At 65.8% G+C, this 23,290-nt stretch carries 24 protein-coding genes; 10 read left to right on the forward strand and 14 right to left on the reverse strand.

Annotated elements, in window-relative coordinates:
- Nucleotides 1-3: 3 nt before the first annotated feature.
- The 7 genes from arsB to AR323_RS14955 form a co-directional block, all read right to left on the reverse strand.
- Nucleotides 4-1,071, reverse strand: a complete 1,068-nt coding sequence (gene arsB / locus AR323_RS07415; RefSeq protein WP_057883335.1) for an ACR3 family arsenite efflux transporter — start codon at nucleotides 1,069-1,071, stop codon at nucleotides 4-6.
- A complete protein-coding gene (gene arsC, locus AR323_RS07420) occupies nucleotides 1,064-1,471 on the reverse strand; it encodes an arsenate reductase (glutaredoxin) (RefSeq protein ID WP_057883724.1) in 408 nt (135 codons plus the stop codon). The genes arsB and arsC overlap by 8 nt, the downstream gene beginning before the upstream one ends.
- Nucleotides 1,468-1,938, reverse strand: coding sequence for an ArsI/CadI family heavy metal resistance metalloenzyme (locus AR323_RS07425; protein WP_057883336.1), 471 nt, complete (start codon nucleotides 1,936-1,938; stop codon nucleotides 1,468-1,470). Before AR323_RS07425 ends, arsC begins: the two co-directional genes overlap by 4 nt.
- Nucleotides 1,935-2,285, reverse strand: a complete 351-nt coding sequence (locus tag AR323_RS07430; RefSeq protein WP_057883725.1) for an ArsR/SmtB family transcription factor — start codon at nucleotides 2,283-2,285, stop codon at nucleotides 1,935-1,937. The genes AR323_RS07425 and AR323_RS07430 overlap by 4 nt, the downstream gene beginning before the upstream one ends.
- Nucleotides 2,286-3,091: 806 nt before the next feature.
- On the reverse strand, nucleotides 3,092-4,672 hold the full coding sequence (locus tag AR323_RS07435) for a recombinase family protein (protein WP_057883337.1): 1,581 nt from the start codon (nucleotides 4,670-4,672) through the stop codon (nucleotides 3,092-3,094).
- A complete protein-coding gene (locus tag AR323_RS07440; protein ID WP_057883338.1) occupies nucleotides 4,669-5,082 on the reverse strand; it encodes a DUF2924 domain-containing protein in 414 nt (137 codons plus the stop codon). Before AR323_RS07440 ends, AR323_RS07435 begins: the two co-directional genes overlap by 4 nt.
- Nucleotides 5,079-5,390 (reverse strand): DUF3489 domain-containing protein, encoded by a 312-nt coding sequence (locus tag AR323_RS14955; RefSeq protein WP_057883339.1) that lies wholly within the window; start codon nucleotides 5,388-5,390, stop codon nucleotides 5,079-5,081. Before AR323_RS14955 ends, AR323_RS07440 begins: the two co-directional genes overlap by 4 nt.
- Before the next feature lie 186 nt (nucleotides 5,391-5,576).
- Between AR323_RS14955 and AR323_RS07450 the strand changes: the two genes are divergently transcribed.
- From AR323_RS07450 to AR323_RS07460, 3 genes are read left to right on the forward strand one after another with little or no spacing between them, the layout of a single operon-like run.
- On the forward strand, nucleotides 5,577-6,881 hold the full coding sequence (locus tag AR323_RS07450; protein WP_083495292.1) for a site-specific DNA-methyltransferase: 1,305 nt from the start codon (nucleotides 5,577-5,579) through the stop codon (nucleotides 6,879-6,881).
- The gene (locus tag AR323_RS07455) at nucleotides 6,878-7,399 is read left to right on the forward strand and encodes a DUF5681 domain-containing protein (protein ID WP_057883340.1); all 522 of its coding nucleotides are present in this window, start codon (nucleotides 6,878-6,880) and stop codon (nucleotides 7,397-7,399) included. Before AR323_RS07450 ends, AR323_RS07455 begins: the two co-directional genes overlap by 4 nt.
- A gap of 2 nt (nucleotides 7,400-7,401) precedes the next feature.
- A complete protein-coding gene (locus AR323_RS07460; protein WP_057883727.1) occupies nucleotides 7,402-7,950 on the forward strand; it encodes a DUF5681 domain-containing protein in 549 nt (182 codons plus the stop codon).
- A 280-nt stretch (nucleotides 7,951-8,230) separates the two neighbouring features.
- Here the strand turns inward: AR323_RS07460 and AR323_RS07465 are convergent, their stop codons facing one another.
- The 7 genes from AR323_RS07465 to AR323_RS07495 all read right to left on the reverse strand — a co-directional run bounded on the left by AR323_RS07465 (nucleotide 8,231) and on the right by AR323_RS07495 (nucleotide 16,625).
- Nucleotides 8,231-8,929, reverse strand: a complete 699-nt coding sequence (locus AR323_RS07465) for an IS6 family transposase (RefSeq protein ID WP_057883728.1) — start codon at nucleotides 8,927-8,929, stop codon at nucleotides 8,231-8,233.
- A 70-nt stretch (nucleotides 8,930-8,999) separates the two neighbouring features.
- Nucleotides 9,000-9,422, reverse strand: coding sequence for a hypothetical protein (locus tag AR323_RS07470; RefSeq protein ID WP_057883341.1), 423 nt, complete (start codon nucleotides 9,420-9,422; stop codon nucleotides 9,000-9,002).
- 15 nt (nucleotides 9,423-9,437) lie between these two features.
- Nucleotides 9,438-10,214: an enoyl-CoA hydratase-related protein gene (locus tag AR323_RS07475; protein ID WP_057883342.1), complete on the reverse strand. Its 777-nt coding sequence runs from the start codon at nucleotides 10,212-10,214 to the stop codon at nucleotides 9,438-9,440.
- Nucleotides 10,211-11,011 (reverse strand): enoyl-CoA hydratase/isomerase family protein, encoded by an 801-nt coding sequence (locus AR323_RS07480; RefSeq protein ID WP_057883343.1) that lies wholly within the window; start codon nucleotides 11,009-11,011, stop codon nucleotides 10,211-10,213. Before AR323_RS07480 ends, AR323_RS07475 begins: the two co-directional genes overlap by 4 nt.
- The gene (locus AR323_RS07485; protein WP_057883344.1) at nucleotides 10,998-12,653 is read right to left on the reverse strand and encodes a class I adenylate-forming enzyme family protein; all 1,656 of its coding nucleotides are present in this window, start codon (nucleotides 12,651-12,653) and stop codon (nucleotides 10,998-11,000) included. The genes AR323_RS07480 and AR323_RS07485 overlap by 14 nt, the downstream gene beginning before the upstream one ends.
- Nucleotides 12,654-12,733: 80 nt before the next feature.
- Nucleotides 12,734-13,021 carry a YciI family protein gene (locus tag AR323_RS07490; protein ID WP_057883345.1) on the reverse strand — a complete coding sequence of 96 codons (288 nt, stop codon included), beginning with the start codon at nucleotides 13,019-13,021 and terminating at the stop codon, nucleotides 12,734-12,736.
- Nucleotides 13,022-13,151: 130 nt separating this feature from the next.
- Nucleotides 13,152-16,625 (reverse strand): indolepyruvate ferredoxin oxidoreductase family protein, encoded by a 3,474-nt coding sequence (locus AR323_RS07495; protein WP_057883346.1) that lies wholly within the window; start codon nucleotides 16,623-16,625, stop codon nucleotides 13,152-13,154.
- Between the two features lie 280 nt (nucleotides 16,626-16,905).
- Here AR323_RS07495 and AR323_RS07500 point away from each other — a divergent pair, with 280 nt between their 5' ends.
- The 7 genes from AR323_RS07500 to AR323_RS07530 all read left to right on the forward strand — a co-directional run bounded on the left by AR323_RS07500 (nucleotide 16,906) and on the right by AR323_RS07530 (nucleotide 23,288).
- A complete protein-coding gene (locus AR323_RS07500) occupies nucleotides 16,906-17,532 on the forward strand; it encodes a TetR/AcrR family transcriptional regulator (RefSeq protein ID WP_161808723.1) in 627 nt (208 codons plus the stop codon).
- Nucleotides 17,533-17,718: 186 nt separating this feature from the next.
- Complete coding sequence (locus AR323_RS07505) at nucleotides 17,719-19,449, forward strand: AMP-binding protein (RefSeq protein ID WP_057883348.1); 1,731 nt, start codon at nucleotides 17,719-17,721, stop codon at nucleotides 19,447-19,449.
- A 208-nt stretch (nucleotides 19,450-19,657) separates the two neighbouring features.
- Nucleotides 19,658-20,476: an alpha/beta fold hydrolase gene (locus AR323_RS07510; protein ID WP_235510496.1), complete on the forward strand. Its 819-nt coding sequence runs from the start codon at nucleotides 19,658-19,660 to the stop codon at nucleotides 20,474-20,476.
- Nucleotides 20,473-20,745 (forward strand): hypothetical protein, encoded by a 273-nt coding sequence (locus tag AR323_RS07515; RefSeq protein ID WP_057883350.1) that lies wholly within the window; start codon nucleotides 20,473-20,475, stop codon nucleotides 20,743-20,745. Before AR323_RS07510 ends, AR323_RS07515 begins: the two co-directional genes overlap by 4 nt.
- Nucleotides 20,745-21,563 carry a DODA-type extradiol aromatic ring-opening family dioxygenase gene (locus AR323_RS07520; RefSeq protein ID WP_057883351.1) on the forward strand — a complete coding sequence of 273 codons (819 nt, stop codon included), beginning with the start codon at nucleotides 20,745-20,747 and terminating at the stop codon, nucleotides 21,561-21,563. Before AR323_RS07515 ends, AR323_RS07520 begins: the two co-directional genes overlap by 1 nt.
- 32 nt (nucleotides 21,564-21,595) lie before the next feature.
- Nucleotides 21,596-21,976: a non-heme iron oxygenase ferredoxin subunit gene (locus tag AR323_RS07525; RefSeq protein WP_057883729.1), complete on the forward strand. Its 381-nt coding sequence runs from the start codon at nucleotides 21,596-21,598 to the stop codon at nucleotides 21,974-21,976.
- Nucleotides 21,969-23,288: an aromatic ring-hydroxylating oxygenase subunit alpha gene (locus AR323_RS07530; RefSeq protein ID WP_057883352.1), complete on the forward strand. Its 1,320-nt coding sequence runs from the start codon at nucleotides 21,969-21,971 to the stop codon at nucleotides 23,286-23,288. Before AR323_RS07525 ends, AR323_RS07530 begins: the two co-directional genes overlap by 8 nt.
- The last annotated feature ends 2 nt before the right edge of the window (nucleotides 23,289-23,290 follow it).

A 23,290-nucleotide genomic window follows, 5' to 3' on the forward strand; every position in this document is an offset into this window, starting at 1 on the left:
GGCCTAGGCGAGCGCTTCTTGTCGCTCATACCAGCCGCGCGACCGCTTTACGATGGCGACGACGGAGAGCATCACGGGCACCTCCACGAGCACACCGACGACCGTCGCAAGCGCTGCGCCCGAATTGATGCCAAACAGCGAAATGGCAGCGGCGACGGCGAGTTCGAAGAAGTTCGACGCCCCGATCAGCGCGGCGGGCGCGGCGACGCACCAGGCCACACCGAACTTGCGGCTAAGCCAGTATGCCAGGCCGGCGTTGAAATAGACCTGGATCAGGATCGGCACGGCGAGCAGCACGATGACTAGCGGCTGGGCCAGGATCTGCTCACCCTGGAAGCCGAACAGCAAGACAAGAGTCGTCAGCAATGAGACGAGCGAAATCGGCCCAAGCACCCCAAGCAATCTGTCGAGTGCAGGCTGTCCGCCCGTTGCCAGCACGCGCGCGCGCATCAGCTGCGCGATCACAACCGGGATTACAATGTAAAGCACAACTGAGAGCATCAGCGTGTCCCAAGGCACGGTGATCGACGCCACGCCCAGCAGCAGCCCGACGATGGGGGCGAAGGCGAACACCATGATGAGATCGTTCAGCGCGACCTGGCTGAGAGTGTAATTGGGCTCGCCTTCGCAAAGGTTCGACCAGACGAAGACCATCGCCGTGCACGGCGCCGCGGCCAGGATGATGAGGCCGGCGATATAGGAGGATATCTCCCCAGCCGGCAGCAGCGGCGCGAACAGCCAGCCGATGAAGAAGGTGCCCAGCGCCGCCATCGAGAACGGCTTCACTGCCCAATTGATGAACAGGGTGATGCCGACGCCTTTCCAGTGCTTCCGGACCGAACTGAGCGCCCCGAAATCGATCTTGAGCAGCATGGGAATGATCATCAGCCAGATGAGCACCGCGACGGGCAGGTTGACCCGCGCGATCTCCGCAGCGGCTATCGCCGCGAAGGCGCCCGGAACGGCCGCCCCGAGAGCGATGCCGACCCCGATGCAGAGCAGCACCCATACCGAAAGATACCGCTCGAACATCGACATTGCGGGCCGCGCCGCCAATCCAGCATCAGCCATTGGCGGGCACAACCTCCCCGTCTTCCTTCACGAAAACCGCGTCGAGTGTCCGATCGAGGACCGAGAGAACCTCTTCGGACGGCCGACAGAGCTTTGCGCCATTCGGGCCCACCACGATCGGACGGTTGATCAGGACTGGGTGCTCTATCATCGCATCGATGAGTTGATCGTCCGTGAGCGACGGCTCCGCAAGCCCAAGCTCCACGCAGGGCGTGCCTTTTTCGCGAAGGAGATCGCGCGGGCCGATGCCCATGCGCCGAATAAGCGAAACCAGTTCCTCCCGGCTTGGCGGGGTCTCCAGATAGTGGATCACTTGAGGCTCGGTCCCCGTTGCGCGGATCAGCGCCAACGTGTTGCGCGACGTCCCGCAAGCCGGGTTGTGGTAGATGGTGACGCTCATCCGCAGCAGCTCGCCGTTTGAGCGGGCACGGTGGGAGCGCAGCATGCGCCGTCGGCGGCATTGGTGGAAAGAGCCGCCAGTGCGGGGCTATCGCCGTAGATTGTGGCGTCGCCATTGGTGAGAAAGGCTTCCCAGACGATGCCGTCCGGATCGGCAATCCAGCTCTTTTCCGACTTGGCGTAGCAACAGGTGGTCGCGCCTTCCTCCAGTACAGGACGATCGGCTGCCTTGAGCCGATCATAAACCTCGGTCAGTTCCTCGCCGTTTTCGACCTGGATGCCGAGATGCTCGATGCCTTTGGCAGCGTGGTTGCCCGAGGAGATCGCGAAATTGACGCGGGGGTCCTCCAGCATCCACTTGGCATAATCATCCTTCGTCACGGTCGGCTCCGCCCCAAACAGGGTCGAGTAGAACCCGATGGACGTGCTCAGATCGGTGACGCCGACGTGGACATGCAGACGCTTCATGCGGAAATCCTTTCCTGAGGCTGCGCGGCATCCTCGCCGCATTGTGCCGCCGGCGCGCAGGCCGCACCGCCGCAGCAATTCTCCATGAGGTAGGCGACCAGCGCGCTCATCGCCGCATAGTCGGCCGTGTAGATGAGCGAGCGTCCCTGCCGCCGCTGCTGGATCAGCTCTGCGCGCGTGAGGTGCGCCAGATGGAACGACAGGGACGAATTGGGGACACCGAGTGTCTCGGCAATGGCGCCCGCGGGCATACCGTCATCGCCGGCCTGAACCAGCAAGCGAAACAGTGCCAGGCGATGCTCCTGCGCAAGGGCGCCAAGCGCCTCGACGGCAGCGGATGAACTCATTTCCATGAGGATCGAAATATTGCCGGTAATCGCAGCGGTCAAGTTATATTTCGACCAATCTCGAAACGAGTGTGCGTTTACCCACTTGATGGGATAGGGCACGCTGCCCGCTAAGGGCGCAAAGCGAGTTTTATCGATCGCCGGCAGAGGGGGCCAAAATTGGGTGCCGAGTCCCTAAAAAGGCATCGAACCAATACGTTACTGGCTTTCTGCGGGCCTTTTCCGGGCTTTTTCGGAAAGCCACATTCCCGAAGTGTCTGTTAAAAAAACAGAATTCCCCCAGAATTTGATGCCTCTTCTGTTCATCGCACCAAGGGTGTGGGGAGTACTGTGGGGACCGCTCAAAAGCGGCTTTGGAAAAGTAAGCGCAGACAATGACATAGGCAAATCTCGGAGCAGACACCCTCTCCGCCACGCACCCCCAGCACCAGTCTCTGGTAACAGGGTCTCCGCGCGAAGCCGCGGAACAGGCGAGCTTGCGCGGCCCAATCCGTCACCGCTGGCCAATGCCAGCCCTGTCTCCGCGGCTTTCACGGACATCTTGCGCGCGCAGTCTCCGCGCGGATCGTAATCGGTTCGGTTTCCCTGCATTACAGGGAAAGAACAGGGAAAAATGCAAATTTGCGGCCCAAATCAGGCTGATTCCAGGATTTTCGGCCGAAGTGCCTGCTCAAACTGCGCGCCTAATCAGCAGGTTACGAAGAGCAAAATGCCGTTTCCCTGATATTCGCCATAACAGGCTATTTATTCGGCCATAACAGGGACGTTTATCGCCCGAACAGGGTCTGTTCGGCGGCATAACAGGGTTATCTGGCGGACCGCCATCCGAGGGTCTTGCGCTGCTCTGCCCAACCTGGCGGGATGCTCGTCTGCAACAACTGCTCGAGGTTCAGCGTTCGCGGCTGGCGTCCCTCGAGAATATCGCGCTGGATGTCGGGAGCGAGGAATGCGAGCCGGAGTACCTTGCGCTCATAAGGTGACCGCGGTGACGTCTCGATAGTGGGAAGTCCCGACCGATCTCGCGACAGCATCCGGTGGGCCCTGCGCAGCGCCTCGACCAGAGTGCGATCGGGCCGCGGTGAGGACCGGCTGCCGGCAATCACGAGACGGCGTCCGCCCCGAAGCGGCAAGACCAGCGGCAGCAGCACCCGGCAGGCGCGGGTCGAAGCATGCGTGATGCGCTCTTGTCCTGCTAACCGGCTGGCGATCGATTCGGCGTCGAGGCCGTTGAGCTCGAGCTCGATTCCGCCGCCAGCAAGGCGCGCGGCACGAAGATGCTCAAACGGGTCCCCTCCCCGCGTCAGCCACCGCTGGATCGCATCGCCGATGATGCGCTCGATGTCGCCGGCCGGAAGGCGCCTGACTGTAATGCTGTCCGATGGCGCCGCCCCCTGCTGAAGCGATGCCGAGACGTAGTAGCGATAGACCCGTCCACCGCGCCCTTGCGAGAACGTCGGGCTCATGGGTTCGCCGGCAGCATCGAACAGCTTGCCGGTGAGCGGCGCCCTTGTCACCCGCCGCTCGGTCGAGGCGCGATGACGCCGCGCCTGTCCATCAAGAGCAGTCTGCACAGCGTCGAACAGCTCGGGACTGACGACGGCATCGTGTCCGCCTTCGTGGATCTCGCCCTTGTGAACTATCTGCCCGAGGTAGATGCGGTTGCGCAGCAGGTGGAACAGGGCTCCGCGGCTGAACGGCTTGCCGCCGAGGGCCTTGCCGCTGAGCGTGACGTGGCGCTTGGACCGGATCTCTTCGGCCTCGAGTTCTCGCTGCAATGCATGGACGGATCCAAGCTCGAGGTATTGGCCATAGATCTGCCGCACCGTCTGCGCCTCGACCTCGTTCACCCGAAGCGTTCGCGAACCTGCCTCGGGAAGATCGTACCCCAGCGGCAGCACCCCGCCCATCCACATGCCCCTCTTCTTCGAGGCAGCGATCTTGTCACGGATCCGCTCGCCGGTGACCTCGCGTTCGAACTGCGCGAACGAGAGCAGGACGTTGAGCGTGAGCCGCCCCATCGAGGAGGTCGTGTTGAACGCCTGCGTCACCGAGACGAAGCTGACTTCGCGCTTGTCGAACAGCTCGACGATCCGCGCGAAGTCGGCGAGGCTGCGGGTCAGGCGATCGATCTTGTAGACCACCACGACGTCGATGAGCCCGGCCTCGACATCGGCGAGGAGCTTGCGAAGACCGGGCCGCTCCATGGTTCCGCCCGAGAACCCGCCGTCATCGTAGCGGGCCGGCAGCAGCTTCCAGCCTTCGTGCGCCTGGCTCCGGACATAGGCCTCGCCCGCTTCGCGCTGCGCATCGAGGCTGTTGAACGACTGCTCGAGCCCTTCGTCCGAGCTCTTGCGGGTGTAAATCGCGCAGCGGAGCGACTTGGTCATGCGGCGTCCCTCAGTCCGAAGAACCTCGGCCCGTTCCACTTCGACCCGGCAATCGCGGTGGCCGCGGCCGACAGGCTGGGGAAGTGGCGGTCGTTCCAGCGGAAGCCCTTCTCTTCAACAACGACCTCGACCTCGCGGCCCTTCCACTTGCGGGTGAGCCGCGCGCCGATCCCGAGGTGCTTGCCTTCCGCAACAACGCTGCCGGTTCGCGCCAGTGCGCGCCGGGTGTCAGGATCCAGTCCGCCGTGCGCCTCGGCCTGCAGGCGCCATGCGAGCAGCTGGCGCATGATCGGCACCGAGCGAAGCGGTGGGGGTGCGCCGTAGCGCTCCCCCCACAGTGTGCGAAGCTGGTCGAGGTCCATCCGACCGACTTCGGCAACCAGACGATCGACAGTGACAGCGCCGCTCATGACGGTTTGCTCGCGCGGTAGCGGCGCGTGCCGTCGATCTTCTCGCTGGTGATCGCAAGACCCCGCTTCCTGAGCGCGCCTGCCATTGCGCCGCGCACCGAGTGCTGCTGCCATGCGGTTGCGAGCATGATCTCGGCGATACTGGCGCCGCCGTCCCGAACGAGCATTGCCTGCAGCAGGTCGAGCTTGGATGGCTTGGGCTCGCGAGCGAAAAACGACTCTTCGGTGGTCGATGAGCCGGTTTGCGGCTGAGGCTCGCGCGCCATGCGGCGCTGCCGCTTCGGGGCGAGGTTGTCGGTATTGGTCATCTTCGTTCTCCGGTACGTGCGGCGAGAAAGCTCGCCGCTACCGGCACGAGCCCGCGTCGCGGGCGAGGACCAGCAATGCTCGGAGTTCAGGGACAGTCCAGTCGAAAGAGGCTGGGCAGTTCTTTGGGGATAAAATCCGCCGGCGCCCCTTGGGAATCGCGCCGATGTTCCGGTAATGTACTCGGCATGGTGACTGAACCCCAGGAGGTAGCCGCCGCTACCCATCGCCCGCTCGCCGTCGTCTACAAGGCGACCGCCAGCCTGATCCCTGATCCGCGCAACGCGAGGACCCATCCCAAGCGGCAAATCGAGCAGATCGTCTCCTCGATCGAGGCGTTCGGGTTCACCAACCCGATCCTCGCCGATCCCGAGGGACGGCTGATCGCCGGTCATGGACGGCTGCTGGCGGCAAAGCAGGCGGGGCTGGCCGAGGTGCCGGTGATCGAACTCGCAGGGCTTACCGAAGCGCAGAAGAAGGCGCTGCGCTTGGCCGACAACAAGATCGCGCTTAACGCCGGCTGGGACGTCGAGATCCTCAAGCTCGAGCTTGCAGACCTGTCATTGCCCGAGTTCGAGATCGATCTCGGCCTGACCGGGTTCAGTACCGGCGAGATCGACGTCGTGCTCAGCGAGACGGTCGATCCCGACGAGGAGGTTATTCCCGCGATGCTGGTCGAACCGCGCGCTCGCCCCGGCGACATCTGGCAGCTGGGCGAACACCGCATCGGCTGCGGCGACGGGCGCGATCTTGCTTTCCTCCAATCGGTCGTCGGCGAAGGCCAGAGGGTCGATGCCGCGTTCCTCGACCCGCCGTACAATGTGAAGATCAACGGTCACGCCAATGCCATAGGACGCCACCGCGAGTTCGCGATGGCCTCGGGTGAGATGACCACGGACGCCTTCCGCATATTCTTGCGTGAGACACTGTCGGCCTGCGAGCGGGTGTCGCGCGGGGGCGCGGTCCACTTCGTGTGCATGGACTGGCGCCATCTCGACGATGTCAGCGTGGTCGGAAGCGCGGTCTACAACGCGCTCCTCAACATCTGCGTGTGGAACAAGAGCAACGCCGGCATGGGCTCGCTCTACCGCTCCAAGCACGAGATGGTGTTTGTCTACCGCGTGGGCGACGCCAGCCACACCAACAACGTCGAGCTCGGGCGGCATGGCCGCAACCGCACCAACGTGTGGGACTACGCCTCGGTCAACTCGATGCGCGGCAGCCGGCGGGAAGATCTCGAGCTGCACCCGACTGTAAAGCCGGTCGCGATGGTTGCCGACGCAATCTGCGACGTGACCCGCCAGGGCGAACTGGTACTCGACATCTTCCTTGGCTCGGGCACCAGCCTGGTCGCAGCTGAGCGGGTGGGGCGCAAGTTCCGCGGGCTCGACATCGATCCAGCCTATGTCGATGTCGCGATCGAGCGCTGGGAGAAGATCACCGGCAGGACTGCCGTTCTCGTTTGCCGAGCGGACCAGGAGCAGGCGGCATGAGCCGCGGCGGCGACACCCGGTTCCGTGCCGGGCAATCGGGCAATCCCGCAGGCCGACCGAAGAAGCGGCGGCCGCATGTCTCGGCGTTCGACATCATCTTCGACAAGACGCTGACCGTCACCCAGGGCGGGGTCGAGCGCGAGCTGACGGTCGACGAGGCGCTCCAGCTGCAAACATACCAAGCCGCACTCAAAGGCAGCAGGATGGCGATCCGCAAGGTGCTCAAGATGATAGAGAAGCGTGAAGCGGCACTCGCCAGTAAATCGCCGCCTCGAACGGGTCCAATAAAGGTTGAGCTTCATCACTGCTCGGACAATGCGAATGAGGCGCTTCGCATTCTCCGCATCGCGACCGACGATCCCGGGTTCAAGGGCCGCATGAAGGTACAAACTTGGGCGACGCAAGCGGCGCTCAGCCGCCCGGGACGCAAGAAGATCTCTCCCAGGGACGTCGAGAACATTAAGTCCTTCACGTTCGATGCTGAAAAGCTCCGTTGGCCGCGCGGGAGGATCGCGTGAATATGGAGGAAGATGCGGTGGGGTACGCCCGGCCTCCCAAGACCTCGCGCTTCCGAAAGGGCCAGTCAGGAAATCCGAAAGGTCGGCCCCGCAACCGCCGCCGAGAGATACCCTATGACGGCCTATTGGGGCAGATGGTCACTGTACGCGAGGACGGTCGCGAACGGCGGGTCACCGCCGCCGAGGCGTTCCTGCTCCAGCTCACACAGAAGGGCCTCGCCGGCGACAGCACGGCTGCTCGCGCGTCGCTCGAGGCGATCGAGACGGCGCGCGCCAAAACGAGCAACGAGTATGTTGGGCCCACGAAAATCGTCTGGAAAGCGGTGGGCAGCGGAGCCGATGGGATCCTCGACACGCTCGACCTCGCCCGGCTGAAGTATCCGACGGACGAGGCAAGGGTCCGCTGGGAGATCAATCCCTGGGTCGTCGAGGCCGCGCTGGCGCGACTTGGGGGGAGGCAGCTGTCATTCGAAGAGCAGAGAGAGGTTTGGAAGAGTGCACGAACGCCGGAAAAGGTTCGCTGGCCGGACTGGTGGACCGTGCGGCACTAATGGCAGATTTGCGCCCTAATTGCGGACATTCAAATGTCTATCTAGTTCACTTGAAGCCGGACATTCTGACTGCGGCCCACAATCGGATGCGACATATGCTTGGCTCAGAGCGAATTGCGGTCTGCGCGCAGCTATGGCACCGACATACGGCGGAATTCGTATGTCATGGGGCCACCTCGAGGCATGGGCATCGACGTACGCAACGTCGACGCATTGCATGAATAGGGTCTTGTCAGCTTAACTCGCCAGGGTCGCAAAGCCCCCTACTCCGCCATAGAGATCAAGTAGCAGCGGTCGCAGCCGCCCACGTGCTATGCGCCTCGGCTCGGAAGAGGCGGAGGGTCGGCCGGCGGATCAGGTGGGGTTGGAGATTGAAGACATTGTAGACGGCGGCGTGGGTGGCGAGGAACTTCTGGGCTGACGCCCTGGACTTGAATTTCTGCTGCTTTCGTTCCCGCCGGCGGATCGGGAGATGGGAGTTTTCGGCCCGGTTGTTCTCACGCATCCCGCCGGGCTGGTGGCGGCTGGTCAGTCCCAGATCCCGGGCTGCGGCGCGGTACGAGGCGAGTTTGTCGGTGACGATCGTCTCGGGTCGGACACCCTGGTTTCTCAGCAGTTTCCGAAGCAGCCTAAGGGCTGCGCCCTTGTTGCGGCGTTCCTGAACCAGCATGTCCAGCACCTCGCCTTCGTCGTCGACGGCTCGCCAGAGGAACATCCGCTTGCCGCCAATCTTCACCACCATCTCGTCGAGGTGCCATCGACCGGTGGGCCTTGGTCGTGACCGTCTGAGATTGTGCGCGAACAACTGGCCAAACTTGAGCGTCCAGCACCGGATGGTCTCATAACTGACCTCTACACCCCGTTGAGCGAGGAGTTCTTCGACGTCTCGAAGACTCAGCGTGAACCGGAAATAGAGCCAGACCGCATGCCGGATCACCTCCGGCGGAAACCGGTGCCGCTTGTAGGAAATCGGTCTCAACGCAGCCTCCGCTCCACCCACCAAGCCCTTAGTGGAGACGGGTTAGCGTTTGCCTGACAGCACCGCGTTGTCAGTCCAACGGCGACTCGTCGCTACCGGCCGCGGGTAGGGCGGCGGCGGACGCCAGCGCCTCTTGCACGCGTTCGCGATGGGCGCCGAAGTCCTCGACCGCATCCTCGTATGCGTCACGGGCGCCTGCATACGCCTCCACAAGCGTCGGCTTGGCGCCTTCCTGAAGAATCCGCAGATGGGCCGCGTCACAGGAATCCATCAGGACGTCCAGGCGCGCCCTGCGGTCGAGATAGCCCTCGACGAGAAGGCGCGTCCGGGGATCCATAGCACTCAAGGCCGGGATCGGGACGCCGGGCGCGAAGTCTGCATGGAGCAACGTCCATCCAGCCTCGGCCTTGGCGGCCGCATCCCCGAGGCCATACCCGAATCGTTCGAGCAGCTGACGTCGTCCTCCCTCGTTGGCGCTACGGACGGTCTGCATCAGATAGTCTCCCTCTCAACGGTGGCGGAAGCGTGGGGGGCGGCGCTCCGCGAACGCGGTCATCGCCTCCGTCTGGTCTTCCAGGGCGAAGGTCGCGTGCAGCATGCGGCGTTCGAAGCGCAGGCCCTCGGACAGCGGCGTTTCGAACGCCCGGTCCACGCTTTCCTTGATCATCATCACGATCGGGCGCGAGCTCTCGGCGATCTCGGCGCCGGCGCTGAGCGCGGCGGCCACGGCCTGGCCGGCCGGGACAAGGCGCGCGACGATACCGATGCGCTCGGCCTCGTGAGCGTCGATGATGCGGCCGGTCAAGCACAGTTCCATGGCCTTGCTCTTGCCGACCAGGCGCGCCAGGCGCTGGGTGCCGCCGCCGCCCGGCAGGGTGCCGACCCGCACCTCCGGTTGACCGAAGCGGGCCGTCTCGTCGGCGACGATGAAGTCGCACATCATCGCCACCTCGCATCCGCCGCCCACCGCCGGGCCGGCCACCGCCGCGATCACCGGCTTGCGGCACTTCAGAAGCGCCTCCCAGTCGCGGGTGACGAAGTCCTCCAGATAGGCCTGCGCGAACGTCTTGTTCGTCATCTCCTTGATGTCGGCGCCGGCGGAAAAGATCTGCGGGCCGCCAGTCAGCACGATGGCGCCGATGTCGACGTCGGCCTCCAGTTCCCCCAAGGCCTCCTCCAGCGCCCGCATCAGGCTGGCGTTCAGGGCGTTGCGCGCCTGCGGCCGGTTAAGCCTCACCAGTCCGACCGCGCCGTGGCGTTCCAGCAGGATGGGACTGTCGGTCATGCCATTCTCCCAAACCGCGGCGGGCGCCGCTCCCGGAATGCCGCGAGGCCTTCCGCGTAATCGGCGGTGCGCGCCAACGCGCCCTGGGTTCTCGCCTCCTCGACCAGCACCTCGGCAAGGTCCATTTCCAGGCTGCGCCTGACGAGCGCCTTTTGAGCGCAGAGCGCGGCCTGGGGACCGTCCGCGATGCGACGCGCCAGGTCCCGCGCCGCCGCGGCGAGCACCGAGTCCGGGGCGAGGCGGTCGGCCAGGCCCAGCCGGTGCGCCTGGGCCCCGTCGATCACATCGCCGGTGTAGATCATCTCCAGGACCCGCCCAGCCGACATCCTGCGGGGCAGGAAGTAATGGCCGCCGCTGTCGAGGGCCGCGCCGAGCCGCGCGAAAGGAGAGGAAAATCGCGCGCCCTCGGCGGCGTAGACGATGTCGCAGGCCAGGGACAGGCCGAGGCCGATGCCCATCGCGGCGCCGTTCACGGCCGCTACGGTGGGTTTGGGGAAATGATAGAGGGCCTCGATTACGGGGTTGATCCTCGTCGACAGGAGGGCCTGGGCGTCTTCACCCTCCCTGGCCTCGGATAGGTCCCGTCCCGCGCAGAACGCGCGTCCCGCGCCTGTGAGCAGCAGGCAGCGGACGGCATCGTCACGGGCGGAGCGTTCCAATAGTGCTCCGATCTCGTCGAGGTCGCCCATCGTCAGGGCGTTCATCTTGTCGGGCTTGTTGAGGCGCACGGTCAGGACATCGTCCTCGATGCGGCTGTCGATCACCGGCGCCGCCGGGCCGTCCTCAGGCGGGGACATCCGACTCACCCTTCGCGAACAGGGTTCTGATGGCCTGGCGCGAGAGCTTTGCGTTCTCGGTCTTGGGCAGGACCTCCAGGATCTCAAGCCGCTTGGGCATTTCCATCGGCGACAACTTGCCGTCCAGGAACGCCTGCAGTTCGGGCAGGGAGAGCTCCGCGCCCGGCCGCAGCGCAACGACGCACAACACCGTCTCGCCGCGATAGTCGTCCGGAACGCCCACCGCCACGGTCTCGGAGACGGAGGGGTGCTCGAGCACGGCGTCCTCGATCACGCGTGGATAGACGTTGTAGCCGCTGCAGATGATCACGTCCTTCAGCCGGTCGACCACATAGAGCACGCCGTCCGCGCTCAACGAGCCGATGTCGCCGCTGCGAAAGAAGCCGTCGGGGGTCAGTTCGGCGGACGTCAAAGGCCGGTTCCAGTAGCTGGCGATCACGTTCGCGCCGCTGAAGCAGACCTCGCCTTGCTCGCCGGGCGCCGCACGCGCCGCGGGATCGGCCAGGGAGCGGATTTCTATGGGCGTCTCGGCCATCGGAACGCCGGTGGCGCCCTCGTGGCCCTCGAGCCTGACATTCGGCATCGCAACGCCGCTGCCCGTCGTTTCGGTCATGGCGTAGCCCTGCTGTGGCCATAGCCCCGTGGCGTCATGAAAGCGCCGGGCGAGTTCTACAGGCACCGGCGCACCGCCCACCAGCACGTGGATGATGCCGCTCCAGTCCAGTTCGCGAGCTTCGGACTCGGCCAGGATCGCGCTCAGCATCGTGGGAATGGCCGTCAGGATGGTGACGCGGCCGGCGCGCACCAGCTCAAGCAGCTCACTGGGGGAGAAGCGCTCGGTCAATATCGCCTCTCCGCCGACGATGGTCGGCTCGACGATATAGTTCACCAGGCCGGTGATGTGGGAGAACGGGGCGGCCGCGTACCAGGCCTCCCTGCCGTCCTCGATCCGATGCAGCCAATTGCGGATCTGATGCGCGGCGCTCCAGATGTTTGCGTGGCTCAGCATCGCGCCTTTCGGCGCTCCCGTGGTGCCGCCCGTATACTGGATCATGGCCAGGGCATCGACCGCCGGGGCCGCGGGCTCGCTCGCCGGTGCGCCGTCGAGCAGCGTCGCGAGGGCGACCTCGCTCCCCTCTGTCGCCGCCGGTTGAAGGTCCGCCAGGTCGGCGGCGTCGGCGCGGCAGACGATCAGCCGGGCGCCGGTCTCGGCCGCCAGTTCCCTCCCCTTGGCGAGCGACGGCTCGTCGTCGCCGATAACCACCCAGTCCACCGCCGCGTCGGAGGCGATCAGCTTGAGCTGGCGCAGGGAGTAGAGCGGGTTCATGCCCACCCCCGCCGCACCGATCCGCCACAGCGCGAAGCACATCAGGGCGTAGTGAGGCGTGTTGGACATGCACAGGGCAACGCGGCTTTCCGCCTTCACCCCCAGCCGCAGCAGCCCTTCAGAAATGCGGCGGGTCAGCGCGGCTGTCTGCGCATACGTCCAGGTATGTTTTTTGAACGACAGGTGCGGCCGGTCCGCAAACCTGTCGGCGGCATCGGCGAGCAGTCCGGCGAGAGGGCGCGGCTCGGGGATCGTCCGCTGGAACTCCGCGAGCCCCGTGAAACGTCCGGATGGGTGCTTGTTATGATCTTGCATGTGCGCCTCCTGGCTCCGCGGCCATGACAGTCATTGTTAGGTCGGGCGACGTGTGGTCCGCGCTGCGGCGGGGCCGGCGCTTAGGAGATCTTGCCGAGGAGGGGGCGCCATGGCCGGACCTCCACCCGCTCGAACAGGCCGGCTTGGACGTAAGGGTCGCCATCGACGAAGGCCTGCGCCGCTTCCAGGCTGTCGACTTCCACGATCAGCAGGGACCCCGTCATGGCGCCGTCCTCATCCAGGAAGGGCCCGCCGAGCTTCAGTATGTCCAGGTTGCGGCGGGCATAGGCCAGATGCGCTTCGCGATGTTCGAGCCGCAGCTCCTGCGCATTGCGCTTATCGATGCAGACTGCGGCGTATGTGGTCATCCGATCCTCCTGACAACTCCAAGGGCAATCTATCGGCTTTCAACACCCCAGCAACAGAAATTCAACACCCCAGCAACAGAAAACAGACTGGTGCGTATGTTGAAAGCCGCCAGCGCGAGCGGTCCGCGGCTCACTCCGCCGCCAGGAGATGGGGCTGGTCGATGCGGGCCAGGATCTGGGCCCGCAGTCGTTCGGCCTCCGCGACTCGGCCCTCCTTGATATGGCCGTAGCCGTAGATTTCGGAGGGCAGCGCCGCCAGTTCCACCGCCTGGGGCAGCGTCGCCGGGCTCAGGCTTCGCAAGACCCGCTCCAGATCCTGTCGATAGGTCTGAATCAGGCGCCGCTCCATGCGGCGTTCGTGGGTGCGGCCGAAGGGATCGAAGGGCGTTCCGCGCAGCGGCTTGAGGCGGGCCAGCACACGGAAGGCCGTCATCATCCATGGGCCGAACGTCAGCTTCCGGGGAAGTCCATCGTCGGGGTTGCGGGGCGCCACCATGGGCGGCGACAGGTGGAAGGTGAGCTTGAGGTCGCCTTCAAACTGAGCCTTGAGCTTCCGGGCGAACTCACCGTCGGTATAGAGGCGGGCCACCTCATACTCGTCCTTGTAGGCCATCAGCTTGAACAGGTTGCGCGCAACCGCCGTGCTCAGCGCCTCGCTTCCCGGCGCCAGCATCTGTTCGGCGTCGCGGACCTTGGCGACGAAATCCCGGTAGCTGTCGGCATAGGTCGGGCTCTGGTAGCCGACGAGGAACCCGGCGCGCCGCTCGATCAATTCGTCCAGGTTGGCGGGCGCAAGGGGATCGGGGCCCGGTTGAGCCGCGGTCTCCGGCGCAACGAGCTCGGCCACGGCGTCGGGGTCGAACACGGCCCAGCGCCCAAGGTTGAAGGCCAGGAGGTTCTGCTCGACGGCCACCCCGTTCAGGCGCACGGCCCTTTCGATCGAATCGCGGCTCACGGGCAGCAGGCCCATCTGACAGGCGGCGCCGACAATGATCATGTTCGTGGCGATGGAGTCGCCGATCAGCCGTTCCGCGATCTCGGTGGCGGGTAGAAACAGGGCGCGCGAGGGGCTCAGGAGCGCCTGCAGCTTGCGCGCGGTCTGGCTCTCCTGGAAGTCGATGGAGCGCTGGAAGGTGAAGGCGGCGGTCGGCGTGACGTCGCTGTTGACGACCCCGGCGGTGACGCCGGGCCGCACCATCCCCGCCGCCTCGGCGCCGCCGGCCGTGATCATGTCGCAGGCCAGGAGCAGGTCGGCGGACGCCGTGTCCACCCGGGCCGCATATACTTCATCGACGTTGGGAGCGATCTTCAGGTGGCTGAGGACGGCTCCGTTCTTCTGCGACAGCCCCGTGATGTCGACGATCGAGCAGCCCATGCCATCCAGGTGCGCGGCCATGCCGAGCACCGCGCCCACGGTGATGACGCCCGTGCCGCCGATCCCCGTGATCAGGATCGAGCTGGCGCCGACGGCCTGGCCCGGCTCGGGGAGCGAAGGTATGGAGACCCCGCCCGGCGTCTGGGTGCGCGCGCGGGGCTGGCCGCCCTCCACGGTGACGAACGACGGGCAAAAGCCGTTTACGCAGCTGAAGTCCTTGTTGCAGGAGGACTGGTCGATCTTGCGCTTGCGGCCGAACTCCGTCTCGAGGGGCTGTACACTGACGCAGTTGGACTTGACGCTGCAGTCGCCACACCCTTCGCAGACCAGGTCGTTGATGAAGACGCGCTTGGGCGGGTCCGGGAATTCGCCCCGCTTGCGCCGGCGCCGCTTCTCGGCCGCGCATACCTGGTCATAGATGATGACCGTCACGCCGTTGATCTCCCGAAGCTCCTTTTGCACGGCGTCGAGGCGGTCGCGGCCCAGCAGCGGGATGTCCCCGAGCTGCGCCGAGAGCTCCGAATAGCGCCCGGGATCGTCGGCGACGATCACCAGGCGGGCCACGCCCTCGGCGCGCAGTTCGTGGGCGATCTGCAGGGGAGTGAGCGTGCCCTCCACCGGCTGGCCGCCGGTCATCGCCACCGCGTCGTTGTAGAGCAACTTGTAGGTGATGTTCACGCCGGCTGCGATCGCCGCGCGTATCGCGAGGATGCCGGAATGGAAGTAGGTGCCGTCGCCGAGGTTCTGGAAAACGTGGGTCGTTTCGCTGAACGGCGCCGCGCCGATCCAGTTGGCGCCCTCTCCACCCATCTGGACTGGCCAGGCGTGCTTGCGGTGGGGCATCAGCGCGGCCATCACGTGGCAGCCGATGCCGGAAAGGCCGACGCTGCCTTCGGGCACCACCGTCGAGGTGTTGTGCGGGCAGCCGGAGCAGAAGAAGGGCGCTCGCGTATGGTCCGTGAGGGCTGCAGGCGCCGCGTCGGAGCGCCGTGAGCGCGCGGCCTCGAATCCCGCCCGCGCCTCTTCGTCCGCAAGGCCGAGCGCTTCAAGCCGTTCGGCGATCGCGGGCAGGACGGCGCCGGGCGACAGCTCGCCGTGGCTGGGCAGGAAGGCCCCCCCCTGGGGCGTGGTCTTGCCCGACACCGCCGGCCGCCGGTCAGCCGGCATATGGTAGAGCGCTTCCTTCACCTGGGGCTCGATGAAGGCGCGCTTCTCCTCGATCACGAGGATCTCGCGACACCCCGCGGCGAAGGCCCGCACCGTGTCGCCAGCGACCGGCCAGGTCATGCCCAGCTTGAGCAGGCGGACACCCAGCTTCCGCGCCCGCCGTTCATCGATGCCCGCGGCCGCCAGGGCCTCGCGCACGTCGAGGTAGGCTTTTCCGGCCGTGATGATGCCAAGGCCACCGTCCGGCGCGTCAAACACCACCTTGTCGATGTGGTTGGCGCGTGCGTAGGCTTGGGCGGCGGGCAACCGGAACTGGACCGTGCGACGCTCCATGCCGAGCTGCGACTCGCCCTTGATTATATTCAGCCCCTCGGGGGGCAGGGCGACGTCGTTTGGCGCGTAGAAGTTTCTCGCCGCCATCTCGAGGCGGGCGCTCATCGTCGCGTCGGCTGTGTCGTTGACGCATTTGAAGCCGACCCACAGGCCCGAATAGCGGGACAGGGCGTAGCCGAACGCGCCGAACTCCAGGAACTCCTCGACGTTGGCGGGGTACAGAACCGGAATCAGGGCCGCGGCCAGCGCCTGTTCGGACTGGTGGGCGGTCGTGGAAGATTTGGCGGCGTGGTCGTCGCCGGCGAAGACCAGAACGCCGCCGTGGGCCGAGGTTCCGGCCAGGTTGCCGTGCTTCAGGGCGTCTCCGGCGCGATCGACGCCAGGACCCTTGCCGTACCATGCGGAAAAGACGCCATCGTACTTCGCCCCCTCAAAGAAGGCGAGTTGCTGGGCGCCGTAGACCGCCGTGGCCGCGAGTTCTTCGTTCACGCCGGGTTGGAATACAATGTCGTGCTTCTTCAGGTGCTTGCGGCCTCGCCACATCGCCATGTCCAGCGTGCCGAGGGGGGAGCCGCGGTAGCCGGAAATGAACCCCGCTGTGTTCAGCCCCGCGGCGGCGTCGGCCCGCTTCTGAGCCAGCAGCACGCGCGTAAGGGCCTGCGTGCCGGAGATGAAAACGCGCCCTTCGTCCAGTTCGTACTTGTCTTCTAGAGTGACGTTCTGCAGCATCGGAAAAGCCTTGTGACTGGGCGGAAAGACTCACCATCCTCTACCGTATGGTTTCGGCTTGGGTTGGCGGCGCCGGACGGAGAAGAGGATGGGTGCGGTCCTCGGAGAAAAATGTGGCCTCGGAGAAAAATGTGGGATTTGCAGCTTCGACGAACCGGATGTGTGCTGGACGCACGGTCCGGTGTCCTTCTGAAACTAGGGCGCGGCCGCGCCCCGGTCAATACGGTGCCGTATGAAGGTAGGGCTTGAACCGCGCAAGCGGCTGGATCGGGATGACTGGGTGAAGGCCGCCCTCGAAGTGCTCGTCGATCAGAGTGTGGACAGCGTCGGGGTCGAGCCGCTGGCGCGCGCGCTGAACGTGAGCAAGGGCAGCTTCTATTGGCACTTCCAGGATCGCGACGATCTGCTGCAGGCAGTCATGGACTATTGGCGGGATACCGCCACCCACAACGTGATCCGCTACGTTGAGGCCAAGGGTGAGGGGCCTCTGCATAAGCTGCGTCTGCTAGCCAATATCGCCATCGACATGTCGCCTACGAACCCGCTCGCGCGGATGGAGGTGGCCATCCGCGCTTGGGGGCGTCGTGAGGTTCGTGTGCGGACAATGCTCACTCAATGCGACCGTGATCGGATGGCCTACCTGGCCAAGCTGTTTGCCGAGTGCGGCCTTTCCCAGGAAGAGGCGGAGGCGCGGGGCGCTTTGCTGTTCGGCTTCGCGGTCGGGGAGCGCAACATCTTCCGGCAGGAGGCAAAGCGCGCCCAACGCAGCCGCCTCGATCGCCTCCTGGAATTCCTGATCGACGAGCCGGTGGCCAAGAAGCCGCCTGCTCCGCCGCGCGAAGCGGCCGCCGCCGCGCGGGCCAAGCCGCGATCAGCCGCCAAGGCGGCGAAGGGCGGGCCCGGCTGAAGTCCGTCCGCCGCCCCGGCGGCCTGTGACGGGCAGTTCCAAGCCCACGTCGGCGCCGAAAACCATACGCAGGCGGATTGTGTCGAGATTTGTGCTGGGCTAGATGTCGGCAGCCGGATCGGAAGGTGAGGCTGCGGCCATCCAGTCGCAGCATGACCGAGCGCCGCCCGGCGCAAGGAGCCGCACATGTCCGAAGCCATTGAACTCAGAGCCGCGTCGCCGGCCGCCGACCCTCGCGCCCTGTACGAAGCGGCGCCTTGGCGGGCGCACTATGGCGAGCGCGCCCGGCGGGGCGACCGGCTGCGGCCGTACGCCCTCTTCGACATGCTCCTTTGGGCGGCTCGGCATTTCGGCGAGCGCCCGCACCTCACCTTCCTGGACCATACGATAACGTACTCGGAATCGTTGGAGCTGGCCGAAAGGCTCGCCGTCGGCTTGGCTGGCCTGGGCGTGGGGAAGGGGGACCGGGTCGGCTTTTGTATGACGAACCATCCCATCTACGGCGTGCTGCACTTCGCCCTTTGGCGTCTTGGCGCGGTGGGGGTGAGCATGAACCCACTCTATCCGGTGAACCGCCTCGCCGACCAGGCGGCCGATGCGGGGGTGAAGGTGATCCTCACCACCGACGATCCGGCCCAGGGTGACCAGTACCTGGTGCTCGGGGAGGTGGGGCCGCAGCGCCCGGCAATGGTGCTGGTGCGCCACGACGAAGGCGACATGCACATCGCGCCCCGGGTCTCGCAGGCCGCCGCGGCGGCGGGTGCGCTGCTGCTGTCCGACCTGCTCGTGTCCGACGGCGATCTTCCCGCCGTCACCATCGCGCCGGAGGAGGATCTGGCGGTTCTGGCCTACACCGGCGGCACCACCGGCACACCGAAGGGGGTGATGCTCACCCATGCCAACCTGTCGATGAATTGCCAGCAGATGCACAGCTGGTATCCCCAGCTGACGGCAGGGGCGGAATCGATGTGCGTGGGCGCGCCGTTGACGCACATCGCCGGAATCAGCCCGACTCTGAACTTCATGACCCACATCGCGGGTGAGATCGTCATCCAGCCCCGGTTCGATCCGGCGGACCTTCTGAAAGGCGTGGATGGGGGGTGCACGAGCGTTCTGCTGCTGACCCCGACCATGCTGGTGGCGATGGGCGATCTGATGGACCGCCAGCCGGTCGACTGGACCCGCCTGAAGCTGGTGCAGTGCGGTGCCGCGCCGCTGACCCCCGAACTCAAGCGGCGCTTCGAGACCGCGACCGGACAGCAGGTGATCAACCTGTTCGGGATGACGGAGACGTCCCCGGCCGTCGTGTACGGCCTGCCGAATGCACCGGGCGGCGACGTCGCCACGGGCTGCCCCCTGCCGCTCACCCGGGTGCAGGTGCGCGCCAAGGACGATCCGTCCAAGTGCGTACCCTTGGGCGAGGCCGGTGAACTGTGCTTCGCCGGGCCACAGGTCACCCGGGGTTACTGGAAGCGGGACGACGAGAACGAGGCCTCGTTCGTGGACGGCCTCTTGCGGACCGGCGATGTCGGCTATGTCACCGAGGCCGGCCTCGTCCACGTCATCGACCGCCTGAAGGACGTGATCATCGCGGGTGGCGCCAATGTCTATCCGGCGCAGGTGGAGAGTGTCCTGGCCGAGCATCCGGCTATCGCCGAAGCGGCGGTCATCGGCTCGCCGGATCCCTATCGCGGAGAAACCGTCAAGGCGATCGTCCGGCTGCGGCCCGGGCAGACGCTGACCCTGGAGCAGCTTCGCGCCGACCTTGCCGGCAAGCTCTCTCCCATAGAGGCGCCGAAGATACTCGAAGTCATGGATGATCTGCCCAGGACGCCCAACATGAAGGTGTCCCGACAGGCCTTGCGGGAACGCGAGCTCGCCGCCGCCGCTGCGGGCAAGGTGAGCGACCGTGCCTGACCTCGCCGGTCACCGCCTGGGCGGTACAGGATACGCTTGCGTCCGTTCTGTTCATACACTCAACGACCGCGCGCCGGCCGAGGATTCTTAGTCGGAAGGGTCCTTGACAATCACGTCCTCGCCATACATTCAGAACATACGGTAGCGGATGGTTTTCGCCCGTCAAACAGCAAGGGAGCGGACTATGACGAGTCGGCAAGGGGCGTTTGTGGCGGTGGACGGCGTCCGCACCCACTACCACGACGAAGGCTCGGGTCTGCCCGTCGTGCTCCTGCACGGGTCGGGACCGGGTGTCAGCGCTTGGGAGAACTGGGGCGGCGTCATCCCGCGCCTGGCGGACCGCTATCGGGTCATCGCCCCGGACATGGCCGGCTTCGGCCTGACGGAGTTCGACGCCGAACGTCCGCTCGACATCAAGATGTGGGTCGGTCAGCTGCTGGGCTTCCTGGAGGCTCTGGACATCGGCCCCGCGGTCCTGGTCGGCAATTCCTTCGGGGGCGGCCTGTCGCTGGCGGCCGCCCTGCGCGCGCCCCAGAAGGTGCGCGGGCTGGTGTTGATGGGCACGCCCGCTGGCCAGTTCGAACAGACCGGGGCCCTGGCCCAGGGGACCGAGTACGAGCCGTCCCTGGAAAATATGCGGGCGATCCTGCGGCGGTTCCCGCACGACCCCTCCATCGTCACCGACGAGATGGTGCGCGCGCGCCACGAAATGAGCCTGCTCCACCCCGACAATGCCGCGCTGCGGGCGCTGATGCCGAAGGCGGACGACACCGCGCCGCGCATCGTGCGCGGAATGCCGCATGAGCGGCTGGCGACGATCACCCAGCCCACCTTGGTGCTGCACGGCCGTGAGGACTTCGTCATTCCGCTGGACGTGGCGGTGAATGCCGCGCGGAACCTTCCCGACAGCGAACTGCACGTGTTCGGCAACTGCGGCCACTGGGTCCAGCTGGAGCGCGAGGACGCCTTCATCGGTCTGGTCCGCGACTTCCTGGCCCGCCGCATCGCGCAGGGGGCACCAGCGTGAGCGTCCATGGCATGGAGATGGCGCTCTACGACATCACGACCAAGGGCGCCGTCAGGAAACGCTTTGTGGCCGAGCCCCGGGAAGTCCTGAGCGGGTATGGCCTGGAGCCTCCCGAGCAGGCGATGCTGGAGGGCCTCGACGTTCCGTCCCTGCTCGATGCCGGAGTGAGCCCCATGCTCACCATCGGCTTGTGGATGTGCGTCCGCGGGCCCCAGGCCCTGCCCGAGTATCTGAAGGCGGTCTCCGATAGCCGCGGAGGGAAGGTCTGATGGCCACGATTGTCGGCGGATTCCTGATGTCCCACGACCCGCTGGTGTTCATCAATCCGCGCAAGGTCGATCCTTCTCCTGTCTTGGCGGCCTACGAGGCCATCGGCGAGCGGGTGCGGGAACTCGAGGCCACCGCCGCGGTGGTGATCGGGGCTGACCACTACATCCTCTTCGGGCCGACCTGCCTGCCGCAGATGGCGATCGGGATCGGAGACGTGCAAGGTCCAGTCGATCCCCTGCCTGGCGTCGACCGCGGTCCTATCCGCGGTAACCCGGACCTTGCCCGCCACATCATGGATGTCGGACACGGCGAGGGGTTCGACTGGGCGGCCGCGAAGTCGATGTCCGTCGACCACTCGATCGGTGTGCCGGTGCGGCGCTGCCTGCCGGCCGACGGCTCGGTGGCGACGATTCCGGTGTATCTGGCGGCCGGCGTCGAGCCGCTGATCCGCCCCCGCCGGGCCTTCGACCTTGGCGGTTCGATCCGGCGCGCGGTCGAAACTTTCTCCGGGTCCGACCGCGTGGTCGTGATCGGGTCCGGCGGTCTTAGCCATTGGGTCGGCCTGCCCCAGATGGGGCGCATCAACAAGGCCTTCGACAGGATGATCCTCGACGCCGTCGAGCGCGGCGACCCCGAGGCCCTGATCGGCCTGTCCGACGACCATGTGCTGGAAAACGGCGGCAACGGCGCGATGGAGATCCGCCAACTGCTCTGCGCCATGGGCGCTGTCGGAGGGGCGGGCAGGGTGATCGCCTACGAGCCGTGGCCCGGAGGGGTGACCGGCCTGGGGTTCGCCGAACTGGGCATGGCCGCATGATGACGGCGCGTTTGGTGCCAGACGGGGATGCAATGTCGAACGTGGTCCCGCTTGGCGACGCCTCTGAGATCGCCGAGGGCGAGATGAAGGCGTTCGCGGTGGAGGGCGCCGGCCGGATCGCCGTCTACCGCGTCGAGGGCGGCTGGTTCGCCACCGACGATCTCTGCTCCCATGCCGTCGCCTCCCTGACCGAGGGTTGGCTCGAGGGCCATACCGTCATCTGCCCCGCCCATTCGGGCGAGTTCGACGTGCGCTCGGGCAAGGCGCTGTGCTTTCCGGCCACGCGCCCGATCCGCACCTATCCGGTGTGGGTCGAGGACGGCCGGCTGATCGCGGACATTTCCGCTGCAAGGACCGACCCCGCTGCTTCGGGCGCCGGCCGACAATCCGGTGAAGGACATCCCAATGGTTGACACCCTGCAACCGCCCGTCGCAGCTCCGGCGACCGACTTCGACTTCCACCGTCTCGTCGACGTTGAAGCCGGCTGGATCGACAGGCGCATCTTCTGGGACGAGGGCATCTACCAGCTCGAACTGGAGCGGATATTCGCCCGCTGCTGGGCTTTCGTCGGCCACGAGTCGCAGTTCGCGGCGCCTGGGGATTTCGTCACCACCTATATCGGACAGGACGCCGTGATCGTCGCCAAGGACCGGCGGGGCGAGGTGAATGTCTTCCTGAATTCCTGCACTCACCGCGGCAACAGGGTCTGCTTTGCCGAGACCGGCAGCACGCGCCAGTTCACCTGCAATTTCCACGGCTGGGCGTTCGGCCTCGACGGCGGGCTGATCAGCGCCCATGAAGAGCACCACTATTCCCGGTGCGCCACCTTCGACAAGTCGAAGCTCGGGCTGCACCGGGCGCGCACCGCCACCTACAAGGGCCTGATCTTCGCGACCTTCGACCCGGAAGCCCCGTCGCTGGATGAGTACCTTGGAGACTATCGCTACTATCTCGATGTCCTGCTGGACAACGATCCGGGCGGTACGGAGTTTCTCGACGGCAACGTCAAGTCCCGCCTGCGCTGCAACTGGAAATTCGCGGCCGAGAACTTTGTCGGTGACGCCTATCATGCCGGTTGGACCCACGCCTCGGCGGCGGCGGCGCTCTTCCAGCGCGACGTGAAGGTGAACCCGGCCCACTCCTATCAGGCCAACATCAATGGCCACGGCACGGAATTTGGTCTCGACCTGTTCGGCAACGCCATGGCGCTCGCCGAACCAGAGGTGGTCGAATACCTGAAGGAGAACGAAGCCCGGTTCGCCGAGCGGCTGGGCAAGCTGCGCTCGCGCATGGTGGGCGCCATGAGTTCGTCGAATGTCTTTCCGAACCTCGCCTACCTGACCGGCCTGAACACATGGCGCGTTTGGGTTCCGAAGGGACCGCACGAGATCGAACTGAACACGTGGGTGCTGGTGAACCGGGACATGCCCAAACGCCTCAAGGAGGCCTATCGCCGCGGCGTATCCCGCACCTTCTCGCCCACCGGCATGTTCGAGTCCGACGACGGAGAGAACTGGGAGCACTGCACCCATTCCAACGCGGGCGTCGTCACCCGTCGCCAGAAGCTCCACTACGGGCTTGGGCTGGACTCAAGGATGGAGCACGAGGAATTTCCCGGCGCCGTCTATCACGTGCAGCTGAACGACGCGAACCAACGCGCCTTCTACCAGCGATGGGCCGACCTGATGTCCGCGTCCCGCTGGGCCGACGTCCCCAAGCGCTGAGG

This window comes from Tsuneonella troitsensis (assembly GCF_001441535.1).
GTDB lineage: Bacteria > Pseudomonadota > Alphaproteobacteria > Sphingomonadales > Sphingomonadaceae > Tsuneonella > Tsuneonella troitsensis.